This window comes from Streptomyces sp. NPDC020898 (genome assembly GCF_044333925.1).
Classification (GTDB): domain Bacteria; phylum Actinomycetota; class Actinomycetes; order Streptomycetales; family Streptomycetaceae; genus Streptomyces.
In genome coordinates, this window is sequence record NZ_JBIRRV010000001.1 from 397,482 (window position 1) to 423,721 (window position 26,240).

26 protein-coding genes are annotated in these 26,240 nt (G+C 70.5%); 21 read left to right on the forward strand and 5 right to left on the reverse strand.

Annotation, left to right across the window (positions count from 1 at the left end; all coding sequences use genetic code 11):
• The first annotated feature begins 124 nt into the window (after window positions 1-124).
• Window positions 125-1,546, forward strand: a complete 1,422-nt coding sequence (locus ACH4TV_RS01790) for an NAD(P)/FAD-dependent oxidoreductase (protein ID WP_398393163.1) — start codon at window positions 125-127, stop codon at window positions 1,544-1,546.
• Between the two features lie 142 nt (window positions 1,547-1,688).
• Here the strand turns inward: ACH4TV_RS01790 and ACH4TV_RS01795 are convergent, their stop codons facing one another.
• Window positions 1,689-3,131 carry a regulator gene (locus ACH4TV_RS01795; RefSeq protein WP_398393165.1) on the reverse strand — a complete coding sequence of 481 codons (1,443 nt, stop codon included), beginning with the start codon at window positions 3,129-3,131 and terminating at the stop codon, window positions 1,689-1,691.
• Between the two features lie 238 nt (window positions 3,132-3,369).
• Here ACH4TV_RS01795 and lipB point away from each other — a divergent pair, with 238 nt between their 5' ends.
• From lipB to ACH4TV_RS01815, 4 genes are all read left to right on the forward strand, one after another.
• On the forward strand, window positions 3,370-4,167 hold the full coding sequence (gene lipB, locus ACH4TV_RS01800; RefSeq protein WP_398393167.1) for a lipoyl(octanoyl) transferase LipB: 798 nt from the start codon (window positions 3,370-3,372) through the stop codon (window positions 4,165-4,167).
• 224 nt (window positions 4,168-4,391) lie between these two features.
• On the forward strand, window positions 4,392-5,357 hold the full coding sequence (gene lipA, locus ACH4TV_RS01805) for a lipoyl synthase (RefSeq protein ID WP_398393169.1): 966 nt from the start codon (window positions 4,392-4,394) through the stop codon (window positions 5,355-5,357).
• Window positions 5,358-5,649: 292 nt separating this feature from the next.
• Window positions 5,650-5,850, forward strand: coding sequence for a hypothetical protein (locus tag ACH4TV_RS01810; protein ID WP_398393171.1), 201 nt, complete (start codon window positions 5,650-5,652; stop codon window positions 5,848-5,850).
• Between the two features lie 68 nt (window positions 5,851-5,918).
• A complete protein-coding gene (locus ACH4TV_RS01815) occupies window positions 5,919-6,617 on the forward strand; it encodes a DUF4191 domain-containing protein (RefSeq protein WP_398393173.1) in 699 nt (232 codons plus the stop codon).
• A gap of 78 nt (window positions 6,618-6,695) precedes the next feature.
• Here ACH4TV_RS01815 and ACH4TV_RS01820 read toward each other — a convergent pair whose 3' ends face one another.
• Entirely contained in the window at window positions 6,696-7,163 is a 468-nt protein-coding gene (locus tag ACH4TV_RS01820) for an RDD family protein (protein WP_398393175.1), read from the reverse strand.
• Between the two features lie 198 nt (window positions 7,164-7,361).
• Between ACH4TV_RS01820 and glnA the strand changes: the two genes are divergently transcribed.
• The 5 genes from glnA (at window position 7,362) to ACH4TV_RS01845 (ending at window position 12,377) form a co-directional block, all read left to right on the forward strand.
• Window positions 7,362-8,771 carry a type I glutamate--ammonia ligase gene (glnA, locus tag ACH4TV_RS01825; protein ID WP_398393177.1) on the forward strand — a complete coding sequence of 470 codons (1,410 nt, stop codon included), beginning with the start codon at window positions 7,362-7,364 and terminating at the stop codon, window positions 8,769-8,771.
• 157 nt (window positions 8,772-8,928) lie between these two features.
• On the forward strand, window positions 8,929-9,207 hold the full coding sequence (locus ACH4TV_RS01830) for a hypothetical protein (protein WP_398393179.1): 279 nt from the start codon (window positions 8,929-8,931) through the stop codon (window positions 9,205-9,207).
• 103 nt (window positions 9,208-9,310) lie between these two features.
• Window positions 9,311-10,678 carry a hypothetical protein gene (locus ACH4TV_RS01835; RefSeq protein ID WP_398393181.1) on the forward strand — a complete coding sequence of 456 codons (1,368 nt, stop codon included), beginning with the start codon at window positions 9,311-9,313 and terminating at the stop codon, window positions 10,676-10,678.
• Window positions 10,679-10,819: 141 nt separating this feature from the next.
• A complete protein-coding gene (htpX, locus tag ACH4TV_RS01840) occupies window positions 10,820-11,740 on the forward strand; it encodes a zinc metalloprotease HtpX (protein WP_398393183.1) in 921 nt (306 codons plus the stop codon).
• Window positions 11,741-11,765: 25 nt separating this feature from the next.
• Entirely contained in the window at window positions 11,766-12,377 is a 612-nt protein-coding gene (locus tag ACH4TV_RS01845; RefSeq protein WP_398393185.1) for a hypothetical protein, read from the forward strand.
• Window positions 12,378-12,415: 38 nt separating this feature from the next.
• On the opposite strand, the gene ACH4TV_RS01850 is transcribed toward ACH4TV_RS01845, so the two are convergent.
• Window positions 12,416-12,706 (reverse strand): hypothetical protein, encoded by a 291-nt coding sequence (locus ACH4TV_RS01850; RefSeq protein ID WP_398393187.1) that lies wholly within the window; start codon window positions 12,704-12,706, stop codon window positions 12,416-12,418.
• A 330-nt stretch (window positions 12,707-13,036) separates the two neighbouring features.
• Window positions 13,037-13,345, reverse strand: a complete 309-nt coding sequence (locus tag ACH4TV_RS01855) for a hypothetical protein (protein ID WP_398393189.1) — start codon at window positions 13,343-13,345, stop codon at window positions 13,037-13,039.
• 129 nt (window positions 13,346-13,474) lie between these two features.
• Here ACH4TV_RS01855 and ACH4TV_RS01860 point away from each other — a divergent pair, with 129 nt between their 5' ends.
• From ACH4TV_RS01860 to ACH4TV_RS01890, 7 genes are all read left to right on the forward strand, one after another.
• The gene (locus ACH4TV_RS01860) at window positions 13,475-13,846 is read left to right on the forward strand and encodes an arsenate reductase family protein (protein ID WP_398393191.1); all 372 of its coding nucleotides are present in this window, start codon (window positions 13,475-13,477) and stop codon (window positions 13,844-13,846) included.
• Between the two features lie 97 nt (window positions 13,847-13,943).
• Window positions 13,944-14,597, forward strand: a complete 654-nt coding sequence (locus ACH4TV_RS01865) for a hypothetical protein (RefSeq protein ID WP_398393192.1) — start codon at window positions 13,944-13,946, stop codon at window positions 14,595-14,597.
• A 294-nt stretch (window positions 14,598-14,891) separates the two neighbouring features.
• Entirely contained in the window at window positions 14,892-15,920 is a 1,029-nt protein-coding gene (glnII, locus tag ACH4TV_RS01870) for a glutamine synthetase (RefSeq protein WP_398393193.1), read from the forward strand.
• A gap of 339 nt (window positions 15,921-16,259) precedes the next feature.
• On the forward strand, window positions 16,260-16,844 hold the full coding sequence (locus ACH4TV_RS01875; protein ID WP_398393194.1) for a winged helix-turn-helix domain-containing protein: 585 nt from the start codon (window positions 16,260-16,262) through the stop codon (window positions 16,842-16,844).
• A 96-nt stretch (window positions 16,845-16,940) separates the two neighbouring features.
• Window positions 16,941-18,242 carry a sensor histidine kinase gene (locus tag ACH4TV_RS01880; protein WP_398393195.1) on the forward strand — a complete coding sequence of 434 codons (1,302 nt, stop codon included), beginning with the start codon at window positions 16,941-16,943 and terminating at the stop codon, window positions 18,240-18,242.
• Window positions 18,227-18,880, forward strand: coding sequence for a response regulator transcription factor (locus ACH4TV_RS01885; RefSeq protein WP_330291578.1), 654 nt, complete (start codon window positions 18,227-18,229; stop codon window positions 18,878-18,880). The genes ACH4TV_RS01880 and ACH4TV_RS01885 overlap by 16 nt, the downstream gene beginning before the upstream one ends.
• A gap of 280 nt (window positions 18,881-19,160) precedes the next feature.
• Complete coding sequence (locus tag ACH4TV_RS01890) at window positions 19,161-20,768, forward strand: DUF1996 domain-containing protein (protein ID WP_398393196.1); 1,608 nt, start codon at window positions 19,161-19,163, stop codon at window positions 20,766-20,768.
• A 126-nt stretch (window positions 20,769-20,894) separates the two neighbouring features.
• Here the strand turns inward: ACH4TV_RS01890 and ACH4TV_RS01895 are convergent, their stop codons facing one another.
• Complete coding sequence (locus ACH4TV_RS01895) at window positions 20,895-21,353, reverse strand: hypothetical protein (RefSeq protein ID WP_398393197.1); 459 nt, start codon at window positions 21,351-21,353, stop codon at window positions 20,895-20,897.
• Between the two features lie 149 nt (window positions 21,354-21,502).
• Here ACH4TV_RS01895 and ACH4TV_RS01900 point away from each other — a divergent pair, with 149 nt between their 5' ends.
• The 4 genes from ACH4TV_RS01900 (at window position 21,503) to ACH4TV_RS01915 (ending at window position 26,212) form a co-directional block, all read left to right on the forward strand.
• The gene (locus ACH4TV_RS01900) at window positions 21,503-22,003 is read left to right on the forward strand and encodes a tetratricopeptide repeat protein (protein ID WP_398393198.1); all 501 of its coding nucleotides are present in this window, start codon (window positions 21,503-21,505) and stop codon (window positions 22,001-22,003) included.
• Between the two features lie 49 nt (window positions 22,004-22,052).
• Window positions 22,053-23,981 (forward strand): hypothetical protein, encoded by a 1,929-nt coding sequence (locus ACH4TV_RS01905; RefSeq protein ID WP_398393199.1) that lies wholly within the window; start codon window positions 22,053-22,055, stop codon window positions 23,979-23,981.
• Window positions 23,982-24,257: 276 nt separating this feature from the next.
• The gene (locus tag ACH4TV_RS01910) at window positions 24,258-25,136 is read left to right on the forward strand and encodes a metal-dependent hydrolase (RefSeq protein WP_398393201.1); all 879 of its coding nucleotides are present in this window, start codon (window positions 24,258-24,260) and stop codon (window positions 25,134-25,136) included.
• Window positions 25,133-26,212, forward strand: a complete 1,080-nt coding sequence (locus ACH4TV_RS01915; RefSeq protein ID WP_398393203.1) for a PDR/VanB family oxidoreductase — start codon at window positions 25,133-25,135, stop codon at window positions 26,210-26,212. The genes ACH4TV_RS01910 and ACH4TV_RS01915 overlap by 4 nt, the downstream gene beginning before the upstream one ends.
• The last annotated feature ends 28 nt before the right edge of the window (window positions 26,213-26,240 follow it).

Genomic DNA, 26,240 nt, shown 5'->3' on the forward strand with positions numbered 1-26,240 from the left:
CGATCCGAACGACCTGAACGACCCGAACGATCCGAACTCGCTTATTCCATAAGCCTGTTGGGGCATGGGTCGACCGAGGCAGGGCGCCCCGGCCGGCCGCGTCACCGCGATCGAGGGAGGGCACGTGCTTGAGCCCGCGTACCAGGCGGACGTCGTCATTGTGGGGGCCGGGGTCGCCGGACTCTCGGCGGCCCATCGGCTGACCAGCGCAGGAGTAACGACCGCGGTCCTGGAGGCCGCCCCTTACGTCGGCGGCCGGATGGCGACCGACAAGGTCGACGGCTTCCGGCTCGACCGGATCGGGCAGCTCCTGTCCACGTCGTACCCCGAACTGCGGCTGACCCCGGGCCTCGACGCGCTCGTCCTGCGGCCGTTCGCGCCGGGTGTCCTGGTGCACAGTGACGGACGGCGGTATCGCGCGGGCGCACCGCTGGGTGGAGGGGGCGCACGGGGCGCACTCGGCGCGGTGCGCGCCCTGGCAAGCGCCCCCAGGCAGACCAGGACGTCCAGGACGCCCAGGACGGTCACGTCGGCGCTGGCGCGCACCGGCGCACCTCTCGGCGGGACCGTCGGCGGAGCGTTCGGCGGCGCGGTCGACCAGGCCCGGCTCGGCGCCGCGCTCACCCGGCTCGCCGGTGTTCCCGTCGAACGGCTGCTGGCCCGCCCCGAGTTGCCCGCCGCCCGCGCCCTGGCCAACCGCGGCCTGCCCGCCCGTACGATCGAGGGCTTCCTGCGCCCGTTGCTCGCCGCGCTCCTCTGCGACCCCGAGCTGACCACGTCGAGCCGGTGCGCGGACCTCGCGCTGCGGTCCTTCGCGAGCGGCCGGCTGTGCGTGCCGGAGGGCGGCGCGGACACCCTGCCGGAGCTGCTCGCACGGGCGCTGCCGCCGGGCACGGTGCACACCGGGGTCCGGGTCACGTCGATCTCCACGAATCTCGTGACCACCGCCGACCACGGCGAACTGCGTTGCCGGGCCGTCCTGGTGGCGACCGACGCCCGTGCCGCCGCCGCTCTGCTGCCGGGCCTGCGGGTGCCCGGATTCCATCCGGTGACCGTCGTCCACCACACGGCCGACGAGGCGCCCGCCACCGGCGCGTTCCTGCTCCTGGACGCGGACCGCCGGGGCCCGGTCGCGCACACCGCGGTGGTCAGCCGCGTGGACCCGTCCCGCTCCCCCGCCGGCCGCCCGCTGATCTCCTCGACGGTGCTGGGCGCCCCGCCGGAAAACGTGGACACGACCGTACGGACCCATCTGGCCCGCCTCTACGGGACGTCGACGACCCGCTGGGAGACGCTCGCCGTGCACCACACCGCCGAGGCGGTGCCCACGATGCGCCCACCGCACGACCTGCGCCGTCCGGTACGGCTGCTGGCGGGCCTGTACGTCTGCGGCGACCACCGCGACACCAGCACCGTCCAGGGCGCCCTGCACTCCGGGCACCGGGCCGCGGCCGCGATCCTGACGGACCTGGGCGCGGGCCCGCTGCACGCGGCGGATCCGTTACCGACGACTACGACAGCGACGGCGACTGCCGAGGCGGCGTGAGCGAAGCCCCGCGCCCCACAGGGGCGCGGGGCTGTCTCTATGTGCGGCTCCGCCGCGCCCCAAAGGGGCGCGGGGAACTGCGCGACCAGCCCCAGCGGCGCCGCACCAGACCGACAACACCATGCGGCACCTCCCGCACCGCTCAGCCGAGCGCAGCGACCTTGTCGCGGTACCCCCTGACCGGTGCCGCGTCCTTGTAGGGCTCAAGGCGCCGCTCGAAGTCCCGTACGTACTCGATCGCCCGCACCGAGCGCATCTCCGAGGCCGCCCCGGCCGCCTCGGCGCCCAGCTGGCAGGCCTGGTCGAGCTCGCCGAGGCCCAGCCGGGCCGAGGCGAGCACGACGCGGCAGAAGAGGCGGCTGCGGGCGAAGGCGGGGGCGCGCAGCTGGAGCGAGCGCTCCGCGTGCTGGGCGGCGGCGCGGAACTGCTGGAGATCGCGGTGGCAGTGCCCGAACTCGTCGGCGAGCTGTGCCTCGTCGAAGAACCGCGCCCAGTGCGGGACTTCGTCGCCGGGCCGGGCGGCTTCGAGCGCCCGTTCGGCCCGGACGAGGGAGGCGGTGCAGGCCCGGACCTCGCCCAGCACCCCATGAGCACGCGCCTCGCACGCGTGCAGCAGCGACTGCACGACGGGCGGCGCGGTCGTCCCGACACCCTGCTGGGCCACTCGCGCGAGCTGCACGGCCTCCCGCCCGTGCCCGAGGTAGACGGCCTGCCGGCTCATGGTGGCCAGCACGTACGAGCCGTACGCCCGGTCCCCCGCCGCCTGCGCGAGCCGCAGCGCCTGGACGAAGTAGCGCTGGGCGAGCCCGTGCGCGGCGATGTCGTACGACGTCCAGCCCGCGAGCCGGGTGAGGTCGGAGGTCGCCGCGAACAGGCGGCGGCCCGTCTGCTCGCCGTACGTGCCGCGCAGCATCGGTTCGGTCTCGTGTTCGAGGTAGCGGACGAGGGCCTGTCGGGCGTGGCCGCCCCCGTAGGCGTCGTCGAGGGTCCGGAACAGCTCGCCGACCGAGCGGAGGGCGGCGATGTCACCTCCGGTGACCTTCTGCCCGGGGCCGCGCTCGGCCTGCCCGCGCTGCCGGGGTACGCCGGGGCGCCCCTGCACGGGCACCCGGACGGCGCCGGGCTGCTCTCCTCGCCCCACCCGGTCGTCGGGCCGCCCGATCAGCCAGTCCCGACTGGGGACGACGAGCCCCGCCGGGGTGAAGGCGATCTTGCGCAGCTCGGCGTGACTGCCGGAGTCCTTGCGCCAGAGCCCGCTGACGATGTCGACGGCCTCCTCCGGGGTGGCCGCGAACTCCAGCCCGGCGTAGACGGGCGCACAGGCGTCGAGCCCGAGGTCCTGGGCGGTGAGGCGCCGCCCGAGGCGCCGGGTGAACACCTCGGCGATGAGCGCGGGGGTGGTGCCGCGCGGCTGCTGTCCGCGCAGCCAGCGGGTCACCGATGTCTTGTCATATCTCAGATCAAGCCCATGTTCGAGGCCGAGCTGGTCCACACGACGGGCCAGACCTGCGTTGGAGAATCCCGCTTCTGCGATGAGCGCGGCGAGCTGTCGGTTGGGAGTGCGCTGCGCGGGTCGTTCCGTCATCTGCGGTGCGGTCTCCTGCCTTCGGGCTCTCTGATGTGCCCGGATTGCTGGTGAGCAGCCCTATTTGGCCTCGTGAACGGCGCGAATGTAGCGGAGAGTAAGCGGCCGATCGCACATTTCGCCGTACATTCATCCGATCGTGTGAGGATTGGGCGCCGGACTGACGGACACCGGCCGGACGTACAGTGGCTGGGGCGCCCTACGTGCCTGACGCGAAGCTTCGAGGGAGGCGCTTGCCGTGAGTGAGTTGCGGTTCGTCCGGATGGGATTCGGTGCCGAGGCCGTCGAGTACCAGGCGGCCTGGGACGAGCAACGCCGGGTGCACGCGGCCCGCTTCGCGGACGAGATCCCGGACACCTGCCTGCTCCTCGAACACCCCCCGGTCTACACGGCCGGCCGGCGCACCGACCCGAGCGAACGCCCCCTGGACGGCACTCCGGTCATCGACGTGGACCGCGGCGGCAAGATCACCTGGCACGGCCCGGGCCAGCTGGTGGGCTATCCCATCCAGAAGCTGCCGCGTCCGGTGGACGTCGTGGCGCACGTACGCCGCCTTGAGGAGGCGCTGATCCGTACGTGCGCGGAGTTCGGTGTCGCGACGTCGCGGGTGGAGGGGCGCAGCGGAGTGTGGGTGCTCGGTGACCCGGTCGACCAGCGGCCCGCACTCGGCGGCCTCTCGCTCGACCTGGACCCGCGTCTGACGGACGAGGAGTTCGACCCTCGCATGAACGGCCCGGAGTACGCCCCGTCCAACGCCGGACAGCGCCGCGAGGACCGCAAGCTCGCGGCGATCGGGATCCGGGTGGCGAAGGGGGTCACGATGCACGGCTTCGCGGTGAACGTGAACCCGGACAACCTCTGGTTCGACCGGATCATCCCGTGCGGGATCCGGGACGCGGGGGTCACCTCCCTCGCGAACGAACTGGGCCGGGACGTCACGGTGGCGGAGGTACTGCCCGTGGTGGAACGGCAGTTGCGGGCCGTACTGGAGGACGCCGAACTCCGGGCGAGGGTGGTAGAGCGGACGCCGGCGTGATGTGTTTCAGCCCGTCCGGCGATTGAGGACAAGGCCCGTTCAGGGCCGACAGCGGGGTCTGGGGGCGCAGCCCCCAGGGATGGGACGGGTAGGGGCGGCGGGGGCGAGGAAACCCAGCCCCCGGGAATGCACCCCCGGTCCCGAAGGTTGCCCACCCCGGAGGGCGGGAACCGCACGGGCGTACCCTGGTGTACGCCGAAGAATCGAAGCTACAGGGAGCCATCGTGTCCGCAGTCGCACCCGACGGACGCAAGATGCTGCGCCTGGAGGTCCGGAACGCCCAGACCCCCATCGAGCGCAAGCCCGAGTGGATCAAGACCCGGGCGAAAATGGGTCCCGAGTACACGAAGATGCAGAACCTCGTGAAGAGCGAGGGCCTGCACACCGTCTGCCAGGAAGCCGGCTGCCCCAACATCTACGAATGCTGGGAGGACCGCGAGGCCACCTTCCTCATCGGTGGCGACCAGTGCACCCGGCGCTGCGACTTCTGCCAGATCGACACCGGCAAGCCCGAGGCCCTCGACCGCGACGAGCCCCGCCGCGTCGGGGAGTCCGTGGTCACCATGGACCTCAACTACGCCACCATCACCGGCGTCGCCCGCGACGACCTGGAGGACGGCGGTGCCTGGCTGTACGCCGAGACCGTGCGCCAGATCCACCAGCAGACCGAGGCACGCGAAGGCGGACGCACGAAGGTCGAGCTGCTCGCGCCCGACTTCAACGCCGTACCGGAGCTGCTCGCCGAGGTCTTCTCCTCCCGGCCCGAGGTCTTCGCGCACAACGTCGAGACGGTCCCCCGCATCTTCAAGCGCATCCGCCCGGGCTTCCGTTACGACCGCTCCCTCAAGGTCATCACCGACGCCCGTGACTACGGTCTGGTCACGAAGTCGAACCTGATCCTCGGCATGGGCGAGACCCGCGAGGAGGTCAGCGAGGCGCTGCGCCAGCTCCACGAGGCCGGTTGCGAGCTGATCACCATCACGCAGTATCTGCGTCCGACCGTCCGGCACCACCCCGTCGAGCGCTGGGTCAAGCCGCACGAGTTCGTCGAGCTGAAGGAGGAGGCCGAGCAGATCGGCTTCTCCGGAGTCATGTCCGGACCGCTGGTCCGTTCGTCGTACCGCGCCGGCCGCCTCTACCAGATGGCGATCGAGAAGCGGGGCTCGTACGTCGCCTCCCAGGCGGTCTGAGCAAGGCACTCGGCGCCTGACACACCGTCACTCCTCTTGCCCCGCACGGGCGCAGCAGACGTGTGAATTCACGCACAAGTGACTACCCGCCAGTAACGGCCGAAACGGCGCGGTCCTGACCGTCCTCCCAGTTGAGGACGTATGTCGGGGCCGCGTCGGCGGTTTCGCCTTCCACATCAAGGCTTCATCGGTGTTTGACCGGCAGGTCACGCCCTGGTAACACCAATCAGTGACCCTGGCTTTACACGATGTGCACCCTTACCCAGAGCCGTCCCGAGGGGGGACCTCCACGATGCAGGCCGCGCCCGTTCGCGCCACCGCCATTCCGTCGTTCACCGATGCACTGCGCGCAGTCGAGTCGCTGCTCATGAGCAGCGGCCAGCGCACCGCCCGCCAGAACGCCTGGACCTCCGTCCTGGAGGACCGCCGTCGCGCCAAGGACCGGGTCGAGGCGCAGCGCGTCCTCGAACAGGCCCTGGCCCCCCGCCCCTGACCCCCGCTCCACGCCTCCCGACGACACCGCCGTCGTCGGCGCCTCCCGGGCCACGTAGACTTCACGGCATGGCGAGGAAGGAAACCGCGGCGGACGCCGCGAACCCCGGGCGACTCAAGCAGATCGCCCTGACGTACAAGATGACCCGCAAGGCCGACAAGAAGATCGGTCTTGTACTCGCGGCTGTCGGAATCTTCACCTTCGGTGTCTTCCTTGCGATCGGCTTCTTGATCGGTCACCCGATCTATCTCGGCATTCTCGGCCTCCTGCTCGCCTTCCTCGCGACGGCGATCGTGTTCGGGCGCCGGGCCGAGCGGGCCGCCTTCGGGCAGATGGAGGGCCAGCCGGGTGCCGCTGCGGCCGTGCTGGACAACATCGGCCGAGGCTGGACGACGACTCCGGCGGTGGCGATGAACCGCAGCCAGGACGTGGTGCACCGCGCGGTCGGCAAGGCCGGGATCGTGCTGGTCGCCGAGGGCAACCCGAACCGGGTGAAGAGCCTGCTGGCCGCCGAGAAGAAGAAGATGACCCGCATCGTCGCGGACGTACCGGTGCACGATCTGCTGGTCGGCACGGGTGAGGGCCAGGTGGAGCTGAAGAAGCTCCGCACGACCATGCTGAAGCTGCCGCGTGTGCTCGCCGGCCCCCAGGTGACCGCGACCAACGACCGGTTGCGCGCGATGGGCGACCTGATGAAGAACATGCCGCTCCCGAAGGGGCCGATGCCCAAGGGGATGCGGATGCCGCGCGGCGGCAAGACGCGCTGACGCACCTGTACGACCTGAGTACGACGATGGGGCGCCCGGATCACTCCGGGCGCCCCATCGTCGTACTCAGGTCGTCGACTAGATCCGCACTTCCACGGTGCGCGCCAGCCTGTCGTGCAGCCCTCGGCCGTCGCGGTCCCAGATCAGGGCCGGGATGGCGAGGAAGAACAGAAGCGTCCTCAGCCCGGCACGCAGCGGACTGACGCGACCGCTGTCCAGGGCGACGACCCTCAGGCCGAACAGCCGCTTACCCGGGGTGAAGCCGAGTGTGCCCAACGTGAGAAGGAGCAGCACGAAGAGGATCAGCGGCGCCCAGACCTGCGCCGCCTCGTTGTAACTGTCCGCGACAAGACCGTATGCGATCAAGAGGCACAGGCCCCAGTCGACGGCGAGGGCGCCGAGCCGGCGGCCCGGGCGGGCGATCGAGCCCGGACCCGCCTCCGGCAGACCCAGCTGTTCGCCCCGGTACCCGAAGTCGACACCGGCTTCTTCCGCGGCCGCGCGCGGGCCGGAGAGCCACGATCCGATTGCTTGCCTGTTGTCCACCCGACCACCGTACTGCTCCCGATTTGGGATACGTACAGGTGGGGTCACCCGGGCCGGGTCCGGTTAACTTGGTCGAAACAAATGGGTCATGCTGGAGAAACCACGTGTCCCTATGGTCGGACCCAACGTGTGCCACCGCACTGGCCGCACGAACGAACTACCACCCCGGCACGGACGTCCGGGAGTAGGAGGAGCTGGATGTTCCAGAACGCCGACGAGGCCAAGAAGTTCATCGCGGACGAGGACGTCAAGTTCGTCGACGTCCGATTCTGCGATCTGCCGGGTGTGATGCAGCACTTCACGCTGCCGGCGACGGCCTTCGACCCGGACGAGGAACTGGCCTTCGACGGCTCCTCGATCCGCGGCTTCCAGGCCATCCACGAGTCCGACATGGCGCTCCGCGCCGACCTGTCCACCGCGCGGGTCGACCCGTTCCGCAAGGACAAGACGGTCAACATCAACTTCTTCATCCACGACCCGATCACGGGCGAGCAGTACTCCCGTGACCCGCGGAACGTGGCGAAGAAGGCCGAGGCGTACCTGGCGTCGACCGGTATCGCGGACACCGCGTACTTCGGTCCCGAGGCCGAGTTCTACGTCTTCGACAGCGTGCGCTTCGCGACCCGTGAGAACGAGTCCTTCTACCACATCGACTCCGAGGCGGGCGCCTGGAACACCGGTGCGCTGGAGGACAACCGCGGCTACAAGGTCCGCTACAAGGGCGGTTACTTCCCGACCCCGCCGGTCGACCACTTCGCCGACCTGCGTGCGGAGATCTCCCTGGAGCTGGCCGCGTCCGGCCTCCAGGTCGAGCGCCAGCACCACGAGGTGGGCACCGCCGGCCAGGCCGAGATCAACTACAAGTTCAACACGCTGCTCGCCGCGGCCGACGACCTCCAGCTCTTCAAGTACATCGTGAAGAACGTGGCCTGGCGCAACGGCAAGACCGCGACCTTCATGCCGAAGCCGATCTTCGGCGACAACGGCTCGGGCATGCACGTCCACCAGTCGCTGTGGACCGGCGGCCAGCCGCTCTTCTACGACGAGGCCGGCTACGCGGGTCTGTCGGACATCGCCCGCTACTACATCGGCGGCATCCTCAAGCACGCCCCGTCGCTGCTCGCCTTCACCAACCCGACGGTGAACTCGTACCACCGTCTGGTGCCGGGCTTCGAGGCGCCGGTCAACCTGGTGTACTCGCAGCGCAACCGCTCCGCGGCCATGCGTATCCCGATCACGGGCTCCAACCCGAAGGCCAAGCGCGTCGAGTTCCGCGCGCCCGACTCCTCCGGCAACCCGTACCTCGCCTTCTCGGCGCTGCTGCTGGCGGGCCTCGACGGCATCAAGAACAAGATCGAGCCGGCCGAGCCGATCGACAAGGACCTCTACGAGCTGGCCCCCGAGGAGCACGCGGGCGTCTCGCAGGTCCCGACCTCCCTCCCGGCCGTCCTCGACTCCCTTGAGCGCGACCACGAGTTCCTCCTCCAGGGCGACGTCTTCACGCCGGACCTGATCGAGACGTGGATCGACTTCAAGCGCACGAACGAGATCGCGCCGCTCCAGCTGCGTCCGCACCCGCACGAGTTCGAGCTGTACTTCGACGTGTAGGTCGGCCGGCGCCACCAGGCGCCCGGTAACGGTGTACGTCAGCGCCCTCGCCCCGGTTTCGGTGGCGGGGGCGCTGTCATACGTACGGACTATGCTGCGAAAACCTCGCACAGGCAGGGGACCGGCCGGGATCAGAGAGGCGACGGGGATGACGGGGATGTCCGAACAGGACGACAGCAAGCGGGAGTTCGACATCAGGTGGGCGGACAACGCCGAGCTGAAGGAGCCCTCCGCGCGAGCCCGGATGCTGGCCGCGCGGTGGAAGGAGAACCCGCCGGAAGCGGTGCCGTTCCGGGGTGAGCCCGAGGGGGCGAGGCCGCGCAGGTCGTCGTGGATCAGGTCGTCGTGGATATCGACGGCCGTGGTCCTCGGCTGCGTCGCCGGGATCATCCTGCTGCTGGGGTACGTCCAGTTCCGGGCGCCGTACCAGCCATAGCGGCTGTACTGGCGTGAGCCCTTGGCCGCCCGTATATCGCGCGACCGACGGGCGGCCCCCGGCCTACGATCACGCGATACGGCAGGCGGAACCGGGGGCAGGCATGCGTGAGGACATCAGGGGCGGCGAAGTGGCGGCTCGGCGGCTGGCCGAGGGCGCCGCGCTGTCGGACGTGGTCGACGCCAAGGACCCGAGGGCCTGGCTCGGGCTGGACGCCGGGACTCGGTCCTGGCTCGGCTGGCTCCCACCGGCCCCCACCGAGGTCGCCGCCCTCCGGCACCCCGACGCACTGCCCGAATCCCGGCTCGCGCTCGCCCTGTGCCACCGCGACGGCCGGATACGTGAAGCGGCTCTCGGACCGGCGGCCGGGCATCCCGGACTGTGGCCGCTGGTCGTCGTCCGCACCGCCGACTGGGTGGCCCCCGTGCGCCAGCGAGCCCGTGAGGTGCTGCGGGCGGTCCTCGACGACGGGGACACGGCCGTCGGGCTGGCCCCGCTGATCCTGCTGGGCGGTCGACGCGGCCGGGGTGTCTTCGCCGTCGACCTGCTCGACGAGGTGCTGCGCCGGTCGCCCCACGAACGCCTTGCGCCGCTCTTCACCGACCCCGACCGTCGCATACGCCGGTTCGCGTACCGGCTGGCCGTCGACGAGGAGCGCCTCTCCCCCGCCGAACTGGCCCTCGCCGCCGCCCGCGACCCCGACCCCGTCGTCCAGGACCTGTGTGCCGAGGCCGCCTTGGCCACCGCACGGGAAGGGGGTACGGCAGACGGTGTGCTCGATGCTCTGCTCGGCGCGCGTGGGCCTCGGGTGCGGTCCGCCGGGGTGACCGCGCTGCGGCGGACCGGGCGGGGAGAGCGGGCGGAGGAGTTTCTCGCCGACCGGGCGGGGCTGGTGCGGGCCTGTGCACGGTATGTCGTACGGCAGACAGGAGGTGATCCGCATGCCTGGTACCGGGACCGGGTCGCCAGGCCGGACGACCCGGCACTGCCCCCCGGTGCGGTCGCCGGGCTGGCGGAGTGCGGGAAGCGGGCCGACGCGGAGCTGTTGTGGCCGCTGCTCGGCCATCCCGATCCCAGGGTGCGGGCGCGGGCGGTGGCGGGGCTGCGGACGCTGGATGTGACGGACGTACGACGGCTGCGGGCGCTGCTCGACGACCCGGCGCCCGGGGTGGTGCGGGAGGTGACGCTGGCGCTGCTGCCCTTCGCGCGGTCGCTGGACACCGACCCGTTGACGGAACGGCTGACGGACGGATGGCCTCGGCATGTGCGGGTGGCCGCGTTCCGGCTGCTGAGCGCGCGGGGTGGGCTGGTGCGGCTGCGGGCGGCGGTCGCCGTGCTCGATGATCCGGACGTCCGGTTGCGGCACCAGGCCGAGGAGTCGGTACGGGGCTGGCAGGCGACCGCCGAGGTGCCGCGCGGGTCGGCGGAGGTGGTCGAGTTGCTCGCCCGGGGGCGGCATCTGTCCAGGTAGTACCGCTGAGCGGGCAGACGTGTGCGAGGTCGGCGTCGGGTCCGAGCCTTTGCCGGTCCCAGGGCCGATCGGGACCGCTTCATGGGAGGGGCAGGCGCACACTGGTCAGTGGGGCGAGTGCCTGACTGCGGGGTGGTATCGATGCCGAACCGAGTACAGAGCGATCGGCGATTGACCGTGCGGATGACGGTCACGCTGTTTCTGCTCGGACTGCTGTACGTGGCGTTCGTCGCCGCGTTGATCGTGTTGCTGAAGTCCTGGGTGCTGGTCGTGGTGGTCGCGGCGGGGTTCCTCGCCGCGCAGTACTGGTTCTCCGACCGGGTGGCCCTGTTCGCGATGCGCGGCCGGGTCGTGGAGCGGGAGGAGTATCCACAGCTGCACGGGGTGATCGACCGGCTGTGTGCCGTGGCCGACCTGCCCAAGCCCGTGGTCGCCGTTTCCGACATGGATATGCCGAACGCGTTCGCGACCGGGCGGAACGCCGATCACGCGGTGGTCTGCGTGACCACCGGACTGCTACGGCGGCTGGAACCGGCGGAGCTGGAGGGTGTGCTCGCGCACGAGCTGTCCCATGTCGCGCACAAGGACGTCGCCGTGATCACCGTCGCGTCCTTCCTCGGTGTCATCGCCGGGCTCATCGTGCGGTTCGCCTTCTACTCGCAGCTGTTCGGCGGGGGCCGGCGGGACCAGAACACCGCGGTCGTCTTCATGGCGGTGATGGGCGTTTCCGCGGCCGTCTACACGCTCAGCTTCCTGCTGATCCGCGCCCTGTCCCGGTACCGCGAACTGGCCGCCGACCGGTCCGCGGCACTGCTCACCGGGCGGCCCTCGGCACTGGCCTCCGCGCTCACCAAGGTGTCCGGCGACATCGCGCGCATCCCGTCGAAGGACCTGCGGACCGCGCAGGCCTTCAACGCCTTCTACTTCACACCCGCCCTCGGCAAGGAGCCCGGCCTGGCACGGTACTTCTCCACCCACCCCAGCCTGGAACAGCGGCTCGACCAACTGGGGCGGATCTCCGCCGAGTTGGGTGAGGCGGCGGCTCCCGGTGGCGGGAAGTAGCAGGGCTCGGAGGGAGGGTCTGTCCATGGGACTGCTGGACATTCTGCTGGGGCGCACCAGGCCCGTCGTGCCCGACCTGGACCGGCTCTTCGGGCTGCCGTCGGCCGCCGTGACCCTTCAGGCCGCGGCCGGTTTCACGCCCACGGGGCGGGGGGCGGTGTGCTTCGCCACGGTGGAGGGCGCTGCCTTCGACGACGTGCGCAAGGAGGTCCAGGAGCTGCTCGACGCGGATGCGGAGCGGACCGGGCCGCCTGTCGAGCTGGTCGGGGACGAGTACGGGTACTCGTGGCTGGTCTCGCGGCGCGGGCCCGAGGATCTGCCCGCGCTCGTCTCGGATCTGCACGCGGTCAACAGCGCGCTGGAGATGAGCGGGTTCGGGCCGCAGTTGCTGTGCTCGGTGACCGGGTTCGAGGATGCGGACGCGAATGCGGGTGGGGGTGGGGGTGTCCGGCGGCTCGGGCTGGTCTATCTCTACAAGCGCGGGACCTTTTATCCCTTCGCTCCCCTGGCCGGCGGTGACGGTCAACGGCGGGACAACGCACTGGAGTTGCAGGTGAAGTCCGCGCTCGTCGACGACCTGCGGATCGAGCAGGAACTGAGCCGGTGGTTCCCGGTGTGGGGTGCCCCCGGTCTGTGACGTGGACCGAGGACACCCTCCTCCCTGCTGCTCTTCTTCTACTGGCCCCGGCGGCGGTTCTGGCGGCGGGACTCGACGGGGTGCTCGCGCTGGTAGCGACGCTCCCACTTGGCCTGCTGGTCCCGGCGCTGACGGTACGCGCGGTAGCTGGCCGGCGAGGAACCCGCGCCCGGGGCGGCGCCTCCGGACGAGGACGTCGCCGTACCGCTCCCCGTACGGCCGTAGCGGAAGTAGACGAAGAGCAGGCCGACGGCGGCGAGCCACAGCATGTTGTTGCTGAAGCCCATGATGATCAGAACGACGGTCGCGGAGATGATCAAGGTGCCCATGACGGGACTCCTTGTGAGTGGCGTGAGTGGCTGAGCGGTGATGTGCGTGACGGTGTGTGCCGGCGGGGCGCTTGGGGTGGGCGGCCGTCCGTCGGTGCGTAGAGAGTAGCCCCGAGTCCCGCCGGTGGTGCCTCTCCGGCAGAAAGCGGTGCCGACGTCTTCCCTGTGCCTGTCCAGCGTAGGGACGGAGGGGGAGGCGGCGCATCCGTATTTCTGCGTGAGTGAACTGAGCGCATCCCTGAGGAAGTGCGGGCCGGCGCTTCAGGGATACCGCCCTGCGCATGAGAAGCGCCGGGTGCCCTGGGACAAGCAGGGCACCCGGCGGCTTGGTCAGCGGGAGTAACGCATCAGTGCTCGTACCATGTGGCACGTCGTTTCCGACGGAGCGTGGACTCCGATGTTCTGCGCTGTTGTACGGATCGTTTCGTTGCGGGCCTGGTTCGGCAGGTAGACGCCGGAGTCGAGCAGGGCGATCGCGAGGCGCATCGCCTTGAGCCGGCGGTTGTGCGTGACGTACCACTCGCGGGGGCGGCCCGGCGGCAGCGGGCGCTTCTCCACAGGGGCGTACGGCAGGTCGAGCAGGACCCCCCTCCTGGCGGTGGACTGGGTGGGCAACGGCTTGAGAGCGGCAGCGGGCACAGGCATCCTCCTGTCGCGGTCAGGGCGGCACCGGAACCCCCGGCGACACCCTCGAACACTGCTTCTATTTTACTACCCCCCACTGACAAAAGCCCCTGGCCACAAGGCCTCTGACGTACCGTTGGCCCCATGGAAATCTGGATCAACCCGGCCTGTTCAAAATGCCGGAGCGCCCTCTCCCTGCTCGACGCCGAGGGTGCCGACTACACCGTCCGCCGCTACCTGGAGGACCTGCCCACCGAGGACGAGATCCGCGCCGTACTCGATCGGCTCGGGCTCGAACCCTGGGACATCACCCGGACCCAGGAAGCCGTCGCCAAGGAGCTGGGGGTGCGGGACTGGGGGCGGGAGGAAGGGAACCGCGAGCAGTGGGTCGCCGCGCTTGCCGAGCATCCCAAGCTGATCCAGCGGCCCATCATCACCGCCGATGACGGCAGCGCGGTGGTGGCCCGTACGGATGAGGCCGTGCGGGACGCGATGAGTCGGCGGCCGGGTGTGTGACGTACGCCACCTTGGCGGCTTCCGTGGTCGCTGAGTCGCGCCGTTCGATATCTCGTACATAGCGACGTTCGCTCCCCCATCCCTTCAGGAGGCGCACATGTCGCGCAGGAGAACTGCCGGTACACGGAAGAAGCTCGCTGTGCTGGTCGGCGTCGTGGCCGTGGCGGGCGGTGGGGCCTTTGTCATGGCGGCCACCTCCAACGCGGCGCAGACCGCCGCCGATTCGACCGTCTGCCAGGGGCTGGCCACCGCCCTCGGCAACAACGAGGAGTTCATCGCGGGACAGCGGGCCGCCCCCGACGCCCAGTCGGCGGCCCGGATCGCCAACCGTGACGCGGTCGTCGCCCAGATCAAGGTCCAGCAGGAGGCGTCCGGCTGCGTGGTCGGGGAGTCGGCTCAGGGCTCCCAGGTCGCGCAACCCCCGGCGCAGAGTGAGCAGAGCGAATCACCGGGCCAGGCCTCCCCTCCCGCCTCCCCGGACTCCCCCGCCGCGCCCGGCGACGGGGAGCAGGTCTGCGACGGGGCCACCGTCACCCTCTCCGGCGAAAAGGGCGCTCCAGCCGCGTCCAGCAACCAGTTCCCGGCCGGGACCACGTTGCGCGTCACCAACCTGGACAACGACAAGTCCACGACCGTGGAGGTCACCTCGGTCTCCGGCAGTTGCGCCCTGCTCAACGACGCCGCCTTCGAACAGGTCCGCGAGCCCGGCAAGTTCCTGATCCGCCGGGCACTGATCGAGGAGATCGAGTAGATCGAGAGGGTGGGGTGAGGGCGTGCCTCGTCTCCCCAACCCCATCGCATACGAGCGGGCGGCCTGCTCCGCCCGCTCCACCTCCACGACCGCGAATGCCACCCTCGGGGGTCCACAGACTCTCCGCACGTGAGACGCGCCACAGGAACACCAGGTAACACGGGGTTCACATTCGAGCAATGATCGGGAAATCGCCTGTTGACAGGCTTGCGGGTAATAGCGCGGTGCCTCAGTGCCGCAGCACCGCAGCACCCGCAAGTGCGCATAGAGACCCACCCCGAAGGATGTGTCCCCGTGACCTTCAAGGCTGAGTACATCTGGATCGACGGCACCGAGCCGACGGCCAAGCTCCGTTCCAAGACGAAGATACTGGCCGACGACGCCAAGGGCGCCGAGCTGCCGATCTGGGGCTTCGACGGGTCTTCCACGAACCAGGCCGAGGGGCACTCCTCGGACCGCGTGCTCAAGCCGGTCTCCTCCTACCCGGACCCGATCCGCGGTGGCGACGACATCCTCGTCATGTGCGAGGTCCTCGACATCGACATGACGCCGCACTCGTCCAACACGCGTGCCGCGCTCACCGAGGTCGCCACGAAGTTCGCCGCTCAGGAGCCGATCTTCGGCATCGAGCAGGAGTACACCTTCTTCGACGGCGCCCGTCCGCTCGGCTTCCCCGAGGGCGGCTTCCCGGCCCCCCAGGGCGGCTACTACTGCGGTGTCGGCGCCGACGAGATCTTCGGTCGCGAGATCGTCGAGGCCCACCTGGAGAACTGCCTCCAGGCCGGTCTCGCCATCTCCGGCATCAACGCCGAGGTCATGCCCGGTCAGTGGGAGTTCCAGGTCGGCCCGGTCTCCCCGCTGGAGGTCTCCGACCAGCTGTGGATCGCCCGCTGGCTGCTCTACCGCACCGCCGAGGACTTCGGTATCTCCGCGACGCTGGACCCGAAGCCGGTGAAGGGCGACTGGAACGGCGCCGGTGCGCACACCAACTTCTCCACGAAGGCGATGCGCGAGGGCTACGACGCGATCATCACCGCGTGCGAGTCCCTCGGTGAGGGCTCGAAGCCGCTCGACCACGTCAAGCACTACGGCGCGGGTATCGACGACCGTCTCACCGGTCTGCACGAGACCGCCCCGTGGAACGAGTACTCGTACGGCGTCTCCAACCGTGGCGCCTCGGTGCGTATCCCGTGGCAGGTCGAGCAGGACGGCAAGGGTTACATCGAGGACCGCCGCCCGAACGCCAACGTCGACCCGTACCTCGTGACACGGCTGATCGTCGACACCTGCTGCTCGGCGCTGGAGAAGGCCGGCCAGGTCTGATCCCGTAGTCCCGGGCCTGGTTCCGGGCTCTGATCCCAGATTCTGAGAAGGGGCGTCCACCGTACGGTGGACGCCCCTTCTCGGCTTCGGCCCTTCTCTGCTTCAATGGACCCATGGCCAGCTTCCAGAAGTGCATCGCGACAGGTCGTCACGACCTCGAGCCCTTCTGGCCTTCCCGCCAGCACCACGACTTCGACCGGGTGTGTTGTCGCGCGGCGAACGCGTCGGCCTTCTAACACCAGCCGTACGGCCTTTCTGACGCCGTACCTCTCGGTCTTCCGCCGACGCGCACGACGTACGTCCCCCGACGAACTCCTCGCGCGAAAGAGCTGACCTCTCATGGCGACCACCGTCTCTCGTTCCCTTTCCCCCTCCCCTCTCTCTCCTCTCGCCTCTCCCGGCGGCTCCGCGCGGCATCGGCTGCGTGCCGTCGACCGGGACGAGGTCGTCGACGTCACGGACTTCCTGCCGCCGGGCGCCACCTGGCTGCCCGCTCCCCCGCACACCCTGCCCACGCTGCCGGGCCAGCCGCCGATGATCGGCTACCTGGTGCTCGTACCGGCCGACCAGCAGCCGCCCGTACTGCCGTTCGCGCTTCCGGACCCGGAGCAGCCGCAGCACGAGGGCGGCCTTCCCCTCGTGCGCGTCGACAACGTGCAGCGCACCGCCGAGGTCGACGGGCGGCCGCTGGATCTCACGTACCTGGAGTTCGAGCTGCTCGCCCATCTCGTCGCCCACCCGAACCGGGTGCACACCCGCGACCAGTTGGTCACCACGGTGTGGGGCTACGGGCACGTGGGCGACGGCCGGACCGTCGACGTCCACATCGCCCGGCTGCGCCGCAAGCTCGGCGTGGAGCACCGGCAGGCGATCCAGACGGTACGGCGAGTGGGATACAAGTACACGCCTCCTACCGCCAGTTGAACGACCACCGGTAACCGGGGGTGGGGCTGGCACCACCCCCGGGTACGGGTGGTCGCGCCCGTGACCCGGCGGGGTGCCCTCGGCGAGACTGACCGCATGGACGACGCCATCGACGCCACCGAAGCCATCAGCGTACGAGCACGGGTCCGTACCGTCGGGCTTGCGGGAGCGCGGGCGCTGCTGCTTGCCGTCGCCTCGATCACCGGGTCGGCGCTGCTGTTCGTGCTGTTTCTCGTCTCGCTCGCGCTGGTGCCGGTGCTGGGGATCGGGCTTCTCACCACACCTCTGGTCGTCAACCGGGCGCGGGCGTGGGCCAATTGGCGGCGGCTGGTGGCCGTGCGGTGGGGCGGGGTGCGGATTGCGCCCCGGTACCGGGAGCTGCCAGCGGATGCGAGGCGGTGGGCGCGGGCCTTCGGGGTGCTGCGTGATCCGGCGACCTGGCGGGAGTTCCTGTGGCTGCCTGCCGACGCCGTGCTCGGGTTCGTCAGCGCGCTGGTGCCGGCCGCGCTGCTCGTCTACCCCTTCGAGGGGTTCGCGCTGGCGCTCGGGCTGTGGCGGGTGTTCACCGACGGGACGTACGTCGGCTGGTGGTACGGGTTCGTGCCGGTCGGCGGGCAGGGCAGCGCGCTGGTCGCCGGTGGCCTGGGGTGCGTACTGCTCGTCGCCTCCTACTACCTCACGCCCGCTCTCCTGCGCCTCCACTTCCAGCTCACCCGGGTCCTGTTGGGCGCCGACCAGGGTGAACTCACCGAGCGCGTACGGGTGTTGACCGAGACGCGACGGGACGCCGTGGACACCTCGGCCGCCGAACTGCGGCGCATCGAGCGGGACCTGCACGACGGCGCGCAGGCACGGCTGGTGGCCATGGGGATGGATCTGGGGACCGTCGAGGCGCTGATGGAGAAGAACCCCGAGAAGGCGAGGGAGTTGCTCGCGCGGGCCCGCCAGTCCTCCGCCGACGCTCTCGCCGAGCTGCGGGACCTGGTGCACGGCATCCATCCGCCGGTGCTCGCCGAGCGCGGACTGGGCGACGCCGTACGGGCGTTGGCGCTGCGGCTGCCCCTGGAAACCGACGTCACGGTGGACGTGGGGGACTCCGGGCGCGCGCGGACGGACGCGCCCGTCGAGTCGGCGGCGTACTTCGCGGTGAGCGAGGTGCTGACCAACGCTGTCAAGCACTCCGGCGCGGAGCAGGTGTGGGTCGATCTGCGGTACGCGGACGGCTCGTTGCGGATCGCCGTCACCGACAACGGGCGGGGCGGTGCGCGGATCGCGGGCGGGTCGGGGCTGGCCGGGATCGAGCGGCGGCTCGGTACATTCGACGGCGTCCTGGCCGTCAGCTCTCCCGTTGGCGGTCCCACCATGGTGACCATGGAGATTCCTTGCGAGTTGTCCTAGCCGAAGACCTGTTCCTGCTGCGCGACGGTCTGGTCCGGCTGCTGGAGGCGTACGACTTCGAGATCGCCGCGGCCGTGGAGAGCGGCCCCGAGCTGGACCGGGCGCTCGCCGAGCTGGCGCCGGACGTCGCCGTGGTCGACGTACGCCTGCCGCCGACGCACACCGACGAGGGGCTCCAGTGCGCGCTGCGGGCCCGTCGGGCGCGGCCGGGCCTGCCGGTGCTGGTGCTGTCGCAGCACGTGGAGCGGCTGTACGCCCGGGAGCTGCTGGCCGACGGGGACGGCGGGGTCGGCTATCTGCTCAAGGACCGGGTGTTCGACGCGGAGCAGTTCGTGGACGCCGTACGACGGGTCGCGGCGGGCGGAACCGCCATGGACCCGCAGGTGATCAAGCAGCTGCTGGCGGGGCGTGCCGGGGACGGCCGGCCGCTGGGGCGGCTGACGCCCCGGGAGCTGGAGGTGCTGGAACTGATGGCTCAGGGACGTTCGAACGCGGCGATCGCGGGGCATCTTGTGGTCACGGAACGGGCGATCGCCAAGCACACGTCCAACATCTTCGCCAAGCTCGGCCTTGAGGTGTCGGACGACGACAATCGTCGCGTCCTGGCGGTACTCACCTATCTGGACCAGGGGCGCTGAAAGCACACCGGGTGTGCGGAAACCGACCTGGACGGCGGAAATGGTCTTCTTCCCGTGGAAAATCGTCGAACTCGACGAATTCCGTACCCCGATTGACCACTTGCCGTAAGAGGTCCGCAACTCCCGGTATTGCGTGTGTTGTTGGGGTCGAATTGTCCCGCGAATCTCTCATCAGTTTCTGAGGCGGCTGAACACTCCTGGGACGCTCTGCGTATGTGAGGGAGCCGCTTCACTCCTGTCGGGCGCCTCGATAGCCCCGCAAGGAAGTCAGAGGAGTTCCATGGGACGCAACACACGTAAACGACGCTCACCATTGGCCGTTCGCGCCGTGGCCGCATCCGCGGCCCTCGCGATCGGCGGTGGAGGACTTGTCTGGGCGAACTTTTACGCATCGGCGCACGAGTCGAAGTCGAAGCAGAACAACACGTTCGCCAACGCCTCGCAGGTCGCCACGATCGACTGCCCGGACGTCGGTCAGCAGCTCAGTGAGGTTCCGGAACAGGCCAAGAACGGTGTGGCCAAGGAGCTCGCACTGCTCGACCGCCAGATCACGGATGCCTACACACGGCTTGCGAGCACACGCCAGGCACAGGCGGGGGATGCCGGCTTCGTCAACAACGCCATTCTCGGCCCGCTGAAGTCCAAGCGGACGGCCACCATCGACCGGATCGGCATCAACGTCCAGCGGGCCGGCGGCAACCGTCAGCAGGGACTTGAGGAGCTCGCCGGTTGTACGGGAGTGCCTGCCGAGCAGCCCGAGGTTGTCGACGGCGAGAACGGCGGCCAGGACGGCGGCAACAACGACGACGGCCAGAACAACGACGGTGGCCAGGACCAGGGTCAGGACCAGGGCAACGGTCAGGACAACGGGCAGGACCAGGGTCAGGACCAGGACAACGGTCAGGACCAGGGTGGGGACCAGGGCGGCGACACCGGCAACGGTGGTCAGGCCGGCAACGGCCCGGTGGCTGACGACTTCCAGGACATCACCCAGGTTCAGCCGAACGGCGGCCCGCAGGGCGTGAACGGCAACGGGCTTCCCGCGAACGGGGACTCCGGTTCGACGGGCACGTTCGCCACCGCCTGTGGCACCAACCAGAACGAGAACCGCAACTCGGACAACGTGATCGTCGCCCCGGGTGTCAGCAACGGTGCTCAGCACCAGCACGACTACGTCGGCAACCAGGCGAACAACGCGTTCGCGAGCGACGAGGACCTGGCCAACGGCAACACGACCTGCCAGAACCAGGGCGACAAGTCGTCGTACTTCTGGCCGGTGCTGCGCGTGCAGGACGGTCAGAACGACATCGACGCGAACGCCCCCGGTGGCGGTCAGGACGGCAACGTCGGCACGATCGTCGAGGCCAGCCAGGCCGAGCTGAAGTTCGTCGGCAACAAGACGAGCGATGTCGTCGCGATGCCGACGGCGCTGCGCATCATCACCGGTGACGCCAAGTCCTTCGTGAACGGCCTGAACAACGCCAACACGAACTGGAGCTGCACCGGCTTCGAAGACCGTCAGCTGACGGACAAGTACCCGATCTGCCCCGAGGGCAGCTCCGTGGTGCGGACGTCCTTCTTCCAGAGCTGCTGGGACGGCCAGAACATCGACAGCGCCAACCACCGCACCCACGTGGACTTCGTCGAGGGTGACGGCAGCTGCTCGAACGGCTTCCAGGCCATCCCCCAGCTCCAGGTCCGTCTGGTCTACGACGTAGCGGCCCCGCAGATCAACAACGGGCAGCTCGTGAACCCGTTCGCGGTGGACTCCTTCCCGGACCAGCTGCACAAGCCGATCACCGACCACAACGACTTCATCAACTTCTTCGACGAGAACACGATGAACGAGATGGTCGACTGCATCAACAGCGGTCAGAACTGCCAGTGACCAGTTGGTCACCTGGGCCGCTGAGCAGCTGCCCAGGTGACCGGCCGGGAATCCGGCACTGAACAACAGGAAGCCGGCGGTGGGAAATCCCACCGCCGGCTTCCGCTTGCCCCCGACCCCGCGCGGTCAGCTGCTGTGACCGCTGCTGCTGTTGTGACTGCCACCGGGGTTCATGTGGGCGGATCCTTCCTCCAGGGTCCCGCCCAGCGAGCCGCGCAGTGCAGCGACCGTCTTCTCGTCACCGACGGCGACCCACTTGCGGCCGACGAGGTAATAGCCGCCGTAGTCCTTCGCCCCGCTCAGCCACTCGGCCTGACCGCGGTCGGTGGCGAACGTCGCCAGGACGAACTTGCCGTCGGCGTTCTTGCAGATGGCCTGGCGGATCGTGTCCGCGTCCGTCTGCATGTTCGGCTTGCAGCCCGCCTCGCTCGCCAGGTGTTCGAGGCTGCCGGTCGCCGCGACCGGCGCCGCGTCGGTGACGTCGTGCCCCTCCGCGTGCTCGTCACCGCCCCCGCAGCCCGTGAGCGCCAGCCCCAGCACCGCCACGGCCCCGGCCGCCACAAGTTTCGGTCGCCTCAACCTCATCTGTCGTTCCTCCGGTCGCTTTGACGCCGAGCCCGATCGGCCCATGCCACGGACAGCCCCGGCAAGGGGCCTCCTCTTCGATACGGCTCCCACGCGCCCCACGCTCAATCGGCTCGCCTCCCGCTGCACACCCGTGCGAGAGTGAGCCGGTGAACGAAGACTGGGAGCAGCGTACGACGGCCGCCTGGGCCACCCTCGACGACTATGACGAGGCGCACGCGGCCGACTTCCGCGGGGTGATCGACGCCCTCGTCGCCGAGCTCCCCGACGGCAGTCCCGTCGGCCCGTTCGAACAGGCCAGTGCCTGGGACTCCACGGGCCACTCCGACAAGGCGGAGCCGCTCTACCGGGAGGCGCTCGCCCGCGGGCTCAGTGGATACCGCGGCCGACGGGCGAAGATCCAGCTGTCGAGTTCGCTGCGCAACATCGGGCGGGCCGAGGAGGGCGTCGAGCTGCTGACGCCCGAACTGGACGCCCCTTCCGACGAGTTGGACGACGCCGTACGAGCGTGTCTGGCGCTGTGCCTGTCCAGTCTCGGCCGTGACCGTGAGGGCCTCTCGCTCGTCCTCGGCGCCCTCGCTCCCCATCTGCCGCGTTACCAGCGCTCGATGGCCAACTACGCGCGTCTGCTGGTCGAGCCGCCGGAGTAACTGCCGCCGGGCCAGGTGACCATCCAACGATTCGCTCGTTCTGCTGAACGTGCAGTCACAGGATGTCGCCTCGAACCCCGCCACCGGTACCAACGCCAAGGGCCGCCCCGTCGTCGACGTGGAGCAGGCCGAGGCCGCGCTCGTCGAGCACTACCCCCGGCTCGTCCGGCTCGCCTATCTGGTGCTGCCGCCGAGCCTCGGCCGCAACCGGCGTGTCCTGACCGCGCACGCCCTCACCCAGCGCGCGCTGCCCAGGGGACGCACCTCCGCGTCCGTGATCCCGGCCCAGTCGACGGGGCGCGCGGGCGACCCCGGTTACGCGCTCGTCCGCCTCCAGGTGCTGCGTACGGCCCTTGCGGCGGGGCAGCCGTGGCGGGGCCGCACGCTGCCGAAGCGGTCCCAGTTGCCGCCGCTGCTCCCCCAGGTGTGGGGCCTGCGCCTCTTCCCGCGCTCGGGCGGCGCCGACGAACTCGCCCTGGACCAGCGGCTGTCGGCGCTCTCCGGCCCCGCCCGGGCCGCGTACGTCCTGCGCGGTCTGGAGAAGCTCCCGGACGGCGACGTACGCACCGCCCTGGAGGCGGCCGGCGTCGACCGGCCGACCGCGGCGCTCCGGGAGGCGGACGAGGTTCCTGAGCGGTACGCGCTGCTCGACTCCGCCGAGTTCGACCCCTGTTCGCTGCACGCGCGTCCCACCGATCTGATGCGGCGCAGGCAACACCTGAAGGCCGCGCTCGTCGCCGCCGCGGCCGTCGCGGTGTGCGGCACGCTGCTCGGCCTGCCCGGCGACGGCTGGGGCCCGGACGGTGCCGCCGCCCCCGCGTACGCGCAGAACCCGGCCGCCGAGGCCGCCCTGGACCCCGCCGGGCTGACCCTGGTGGCCCCCGCCGCCTGGAAGTCCTCGGCGCGCGTCGACTTCTCGGTCTGGCCCGCGCGCGGCGACCTCGTCGGCGACCGGGCCCTGCTGCGCCGCGCCCTCGCCGTCTGGGCCCGCCCCGGCGAGACGGTCCAGGTCTCGGCGACCCCTGGCACCCCGTCCGGCGGCCCCGCGGGACCGCCGCAACTCCTGTACGCGGGCGCTGTCGACACCGCCCGCGTGGTGATCCTTTACGACGGTCTGCGCATCGCCCGGTACGCCGAACCCAAGGACGGCACGGCCGGGGCCGCGCTCGACTTCGCCCGCGTCGACGGCGCGACCGGCGCCGAGGCCGACGCGGTGGTCCTGCACCGGGCCGACGGCAACGTCCGCTATCTGACGGCCCCTTGGGTGCGGAAGGCGGAGATGCGGGACCTGCGCAGGCCGGCCGCGACGCCGATCGGCCTCGGGCTGACCGACGGGGTGACCGGGCCGCTGGCCAGCCCGATCGCGCAGAAGGGCACCTGCCAGTCCTGGAACACGCTCCAGGTGACGGTCGCCGGGGGCACCCGCCTGCTGAGCGACCTCGGCGAGCTGGTCCCGGCCCACCTCACCGCGGGCCGCCCGACCTCACTGCGCGAGGCGTCGGCCCCGGCGGCGCTGGCCACGTGGTCGCCGTTCGCCTGCTCCCTCGCCGCGATGCACTCCCAGGGTGTCCGCTCCGTGAACGCCTGGCGGTACGCCGAGCAGCCGCTGCCCGACACGAGCGGCGCCGCGGACTGGGTGTGCACGCGTGCGGAGACCTGGCGGGGCGGCGGGGCCCGGGTGCTGGCCCAGTTCCACACGCCGGGCGGGGTGTACGGGGCGGTCGCGGCGAAGGCCGAGAACACGTCGGCGTGCGGGCCCCGGGACCCGAACGTGCTTGCCGGTGTGCTGTGGAAGTCGGGGGCGGGTGAGTGGTACCTGCTGGCAGCGGGCGGGGAGAACACGGCGTCGGTCACGGCTACGGGGGCGGTGAGCGCGTCCTCGCGGGGTGCGTTGCTCGCGGCGAAGACCCAGCAGGGCGCTCAGGCGGGGTTGAAGGGGACGCTGAGGGATGGGCGGGCTATCGGGGGGCTGCGGTAACAGTTCGACATGCGGTCCGCTGTGGCTGGTCGCGCAGTTCCCCGCGCCCCTTTGGGGCGCGGGTTTGCGCACCCGACTTCACCAGTACCGCTTGGGCGGCTTGGAAGACTGCGCGCACAGTAGCGCCCCGATAGGGGCGCGGGGAACTGCGCGACAAGCCCCCACCCGCCCGCGGCAAACAAACCGCCTATCCCGCGGAGCGCCTCGCTGACACTGGCGTCAACAAGTCCGTGCGCGAGGGTTTCCTGGTGCTCTACCCATCAGTACATTGACGCCATGTCTAACCCGCCTCACATACCCCTCAAGGCGCGCAAGGTGTCCTTCTCCTGGGAGGGCACCCCGTTGCACTGGGTGCCGGGGGATCCGTTCACCTCGCACACGATCAACGTGCTGCATCTGCTGCTGCCCGCCGGTGAGCGGTGGTTCGTGCATGTGTACAAGCAGGTGCTGCCGTACATCCGGGACGAGCGGCTGCGTGCGGATGTCGTCGGGTTCATCGGGCAGGAGGCCATGCACTCCCAGGCCCACGACGAAGTCCTCCCGCATCTCCGGGAGTTGGGCCTCGATCCGACGCCGTACACCGCCCAGCTCGACTGGCTCTTCGAGAAGGTGCTCGGCGACCGGTTCCCCCTGCCGGGGCGCCGGGCCCGCACGTGGTGGCTGATGGAGCGGGTCGCGGTCATCGCGGCCATCGAGCACTACACCGCGTTCCTCGGCGACTGGATACTCAACGCGCCGGAACTGGACCGGCGCGGCGCCGATCCGACGATGCTGGACCTGCTGCGCTGGCACGGCGCCGAGGAGGTCGAGCACCGGTCGGTCGCCTTCGACCTGTTCACGCATGTCGACGGGGGCTACCGGCGGCGCGTCCGGACCTGGCTGACCGGGCTGCTGACGATGGTCTTCCTGTGGCAGCGCGGGGTGCGGTTCTTCATGGCGAACGATCCCGCCCCGAACCTCCCGAAGCCGACCTTCCGGGACTTCTACGTGCGTGGGAAGCGGGGTCTGCTGCCGTCGAGCCGGGCCATGGCGAGATCGGTGCCGCGCTATCTCGCCCGCGGCTACCACCCCTCCCAGGAGGGTTCCACCGAGCAGGCCGTCGCCTATCTGGCCTCCTCCCCCGCCGCCGTCGCCGCCGATCGGCGAGCCGCGTGACGCCCCGGCCGCTGACGCTCGCGCTCACCGCCGGGGCCGCGCTGCTCACCCGGCGGGCGATGCGCCGCCGGATCGACGCCTCGCCGCTGTGGCCGCTGCCCGCCCTGGAGCACCCGGTCTCCGGCCGGCCGCGCTCACGGGCCCTGCGGCTGACGGTCGCCGCGCACGAGGCGATCGCCGACGGGGTCGTACAACTGCGGCTGGAAGGGCGGGAGTTGCCCAGCTGGGAGCCGGGAGCGCATCTCGATCTGGTACTGCCGTCGGGGCCGGTGCGGCAGTACTCGCTGTGCGGGGACCCGGCGGACACCTCGTCGTACACCGTCGCCGTGCGGCTGGTGCCGGACGGGCGCGGGGGCTCGCGCGAGGTGCACGAGGGGCTGCGGACCGGCATGTCGGTCGAGGTACGCGGCCCGCGCAACCGCTTCCCGCTCACCGAGGCACCGGCGTACGTCTTCGTGGCCGGCGGTATCGGCATCACCGCGATCCTGCCGATGCTCCGGGCGGTGCACGCTCAACCCGGCCTGGACTGGCGGCTGTTGTACGGGGGTCGCAGCCGGGCCTCGATGCCGTACCTCGCCGAGGTCGAGAAACTGGGCGCGGGCGCCGGCGCCGAACGTGTCACCGTCGTCGCGGAGGACGAGGACGGGCTGCCCGACCTCGACGCGCTGTTCGCGGAGGTGGCACAACTGCCCGAGGGCACCGCCGTCCACTGCTGCGGCCCCGAGGCGCTGACGGCGGCCGTCGAGGCCCGGCTTCCCCGGGGCGCCGTCCTGCACACCGAGCGCTTCACCCCGCGTACGTCGACTGCGGGCGACCGGCCCTTCGAGGTCGAACTCCGGCGCAGCGGGCGGGTGTTGACGGTGGCCGCCGACTCCACCGTGCTGGCGGCCGTACGGGCGGAGCTGCCGGACACCCCGTACTCGTGCGGGCAGGGGTTCTGCGGGACCTGCCAACAGCGGGTGTTGGCAGGGGAGGTGGACCATCGTGACGAGCTGCTGACCGACGCCGAGCGTGCGGACTCGATGCTGATCTGTGTGTCGCGCGCACGACGCGGTCCACTTGTGCTGGATTTGTGAACATCCCCGGTCGGTCCGGTCCGTTGAG

What these genes read in the sequence shown, in the direction of transcription:
- ACH4TV_RS01795 (WP_398393165.1), bottom strand. Translation starts at nt 3,131, where the DNA reads ATGACGGAACGACCCGCGCAGCGCACTCCCAACCGACAGCTCGCCGCG.
- ACH4TV_RS01810 (WP_398393171.1), top strand. Translation starts at nt 5,650, where the DNA reads ATGCAGGCCGCGCCCGTTCGCGCCACCGCCATTCCGTCGTTCACCGAT.
- ACH4TV_RS01815 (WP_398393173.1), top strand. Translation starts at nt 5,919, where the DNA reads ATGGCGAGGAAGGAAACCGCGGCGGACGCCGCGAACCCCGGGCGACTC.
- glnA (WP_398393177.1), top strand. Translation starts at nt 7,362, where the DNA reads ATGTTCCAGAACGCCGACGAGGCCAAGAAGTTCATCGCGGACGAGGAC.
- ACH4TV_RS01830 (WP_398393179.1), top strand. Translation starts at nt 8,929, where the DNA reads ATGTCCGAACAGGACGACAGCAAGCGGGAGTTCGACATCAGGTGGGCG.
- ACH4TV_RS01835 (WP_398393181.1), top strand. Translation starts at nt 9,311, where the DNA reads ATGCGTGAGGACATCAGGGGCGGCGAAGTGGCGGCTCGGCGGCTGGCC.
- htpX (WP_398393183.1), top strand. Translation starts at nt 10,820, where the DNA reads ATGCCGAACCGAGTACAGAGCGATCGGCGATTGACCGTGCGGATGACG.
- ACH4TV_RS01845 (WP_398393185.1), top strand. Translation starts at nt 11,766, where the DNA reads ATGGGACTGCTGGACATTCTGCTGGGGCGCACCAGGCCCGTCGTGCCC.
- ACH4TV_RS01850 (WP_398393187.1), bottom strand. Translation starts at nt 12,706, where the DNA reads ATGGGCACCTTGATCATCTCCGCGACCGTCGTTCTGATCATCATGGGC.
- ACH4TV_RS01860 (WP_398393191.1), top strand. Translation starts at nt 13,475, where the DNA reads ATGGAAATCTGGATCAACCCGGCCTGTTCAAAATGCCGGAGCGCCCTC.
- ACH4TV_RS01865 (WP_398393192.1), top strand. Translation starts at nt 13,944, where the DNA reads ATGTCGCGCAGGAGAACTGCCGGTACACGGAAGAAGCTCGCTGTGCTG.
- ACH4TV_RS01875 (WP_398393194.1), top strand. Translation starts at nt 16,260, where the DNA reads ATGGCGACCACCGTCTCTCGTTCCCTTTCCCCCTCCCCTCTCTCTCCT.
- ACH4TV_RS01880 (WP_398393195.1), top strand. Translation starts at nt 16,941, where the DNA reads ATGGACGACGCCATCGACGCCACCGAAGCCATCAGCGTACGAGCACGG.
- ACH4TV_RS01890 (WP_398393196.1), top strand. Translation starts at nt 19,161, where the DNA reads ATGGGACGCAACACACGTAAACGACGCTCACCATTGGCCGTTCGCGCC.
- ACH4TV_RS01895 (WP_398393197.1), bottom strand. Translation starts at nt 21,353, where the DNA reads ATGAGGTTGAGGCGACCGAAACTTGTGGCGGCCGGGGCCGTGGCGGTG.
- ACH4TV_RS01910 (WP_398393201.1), top strand. Translation starts at nt 24,258, where the DNA reads ATGTCTAACCCGCCTCACATACCCCTCAAGGCGCGCAAGGTGTCCTTC.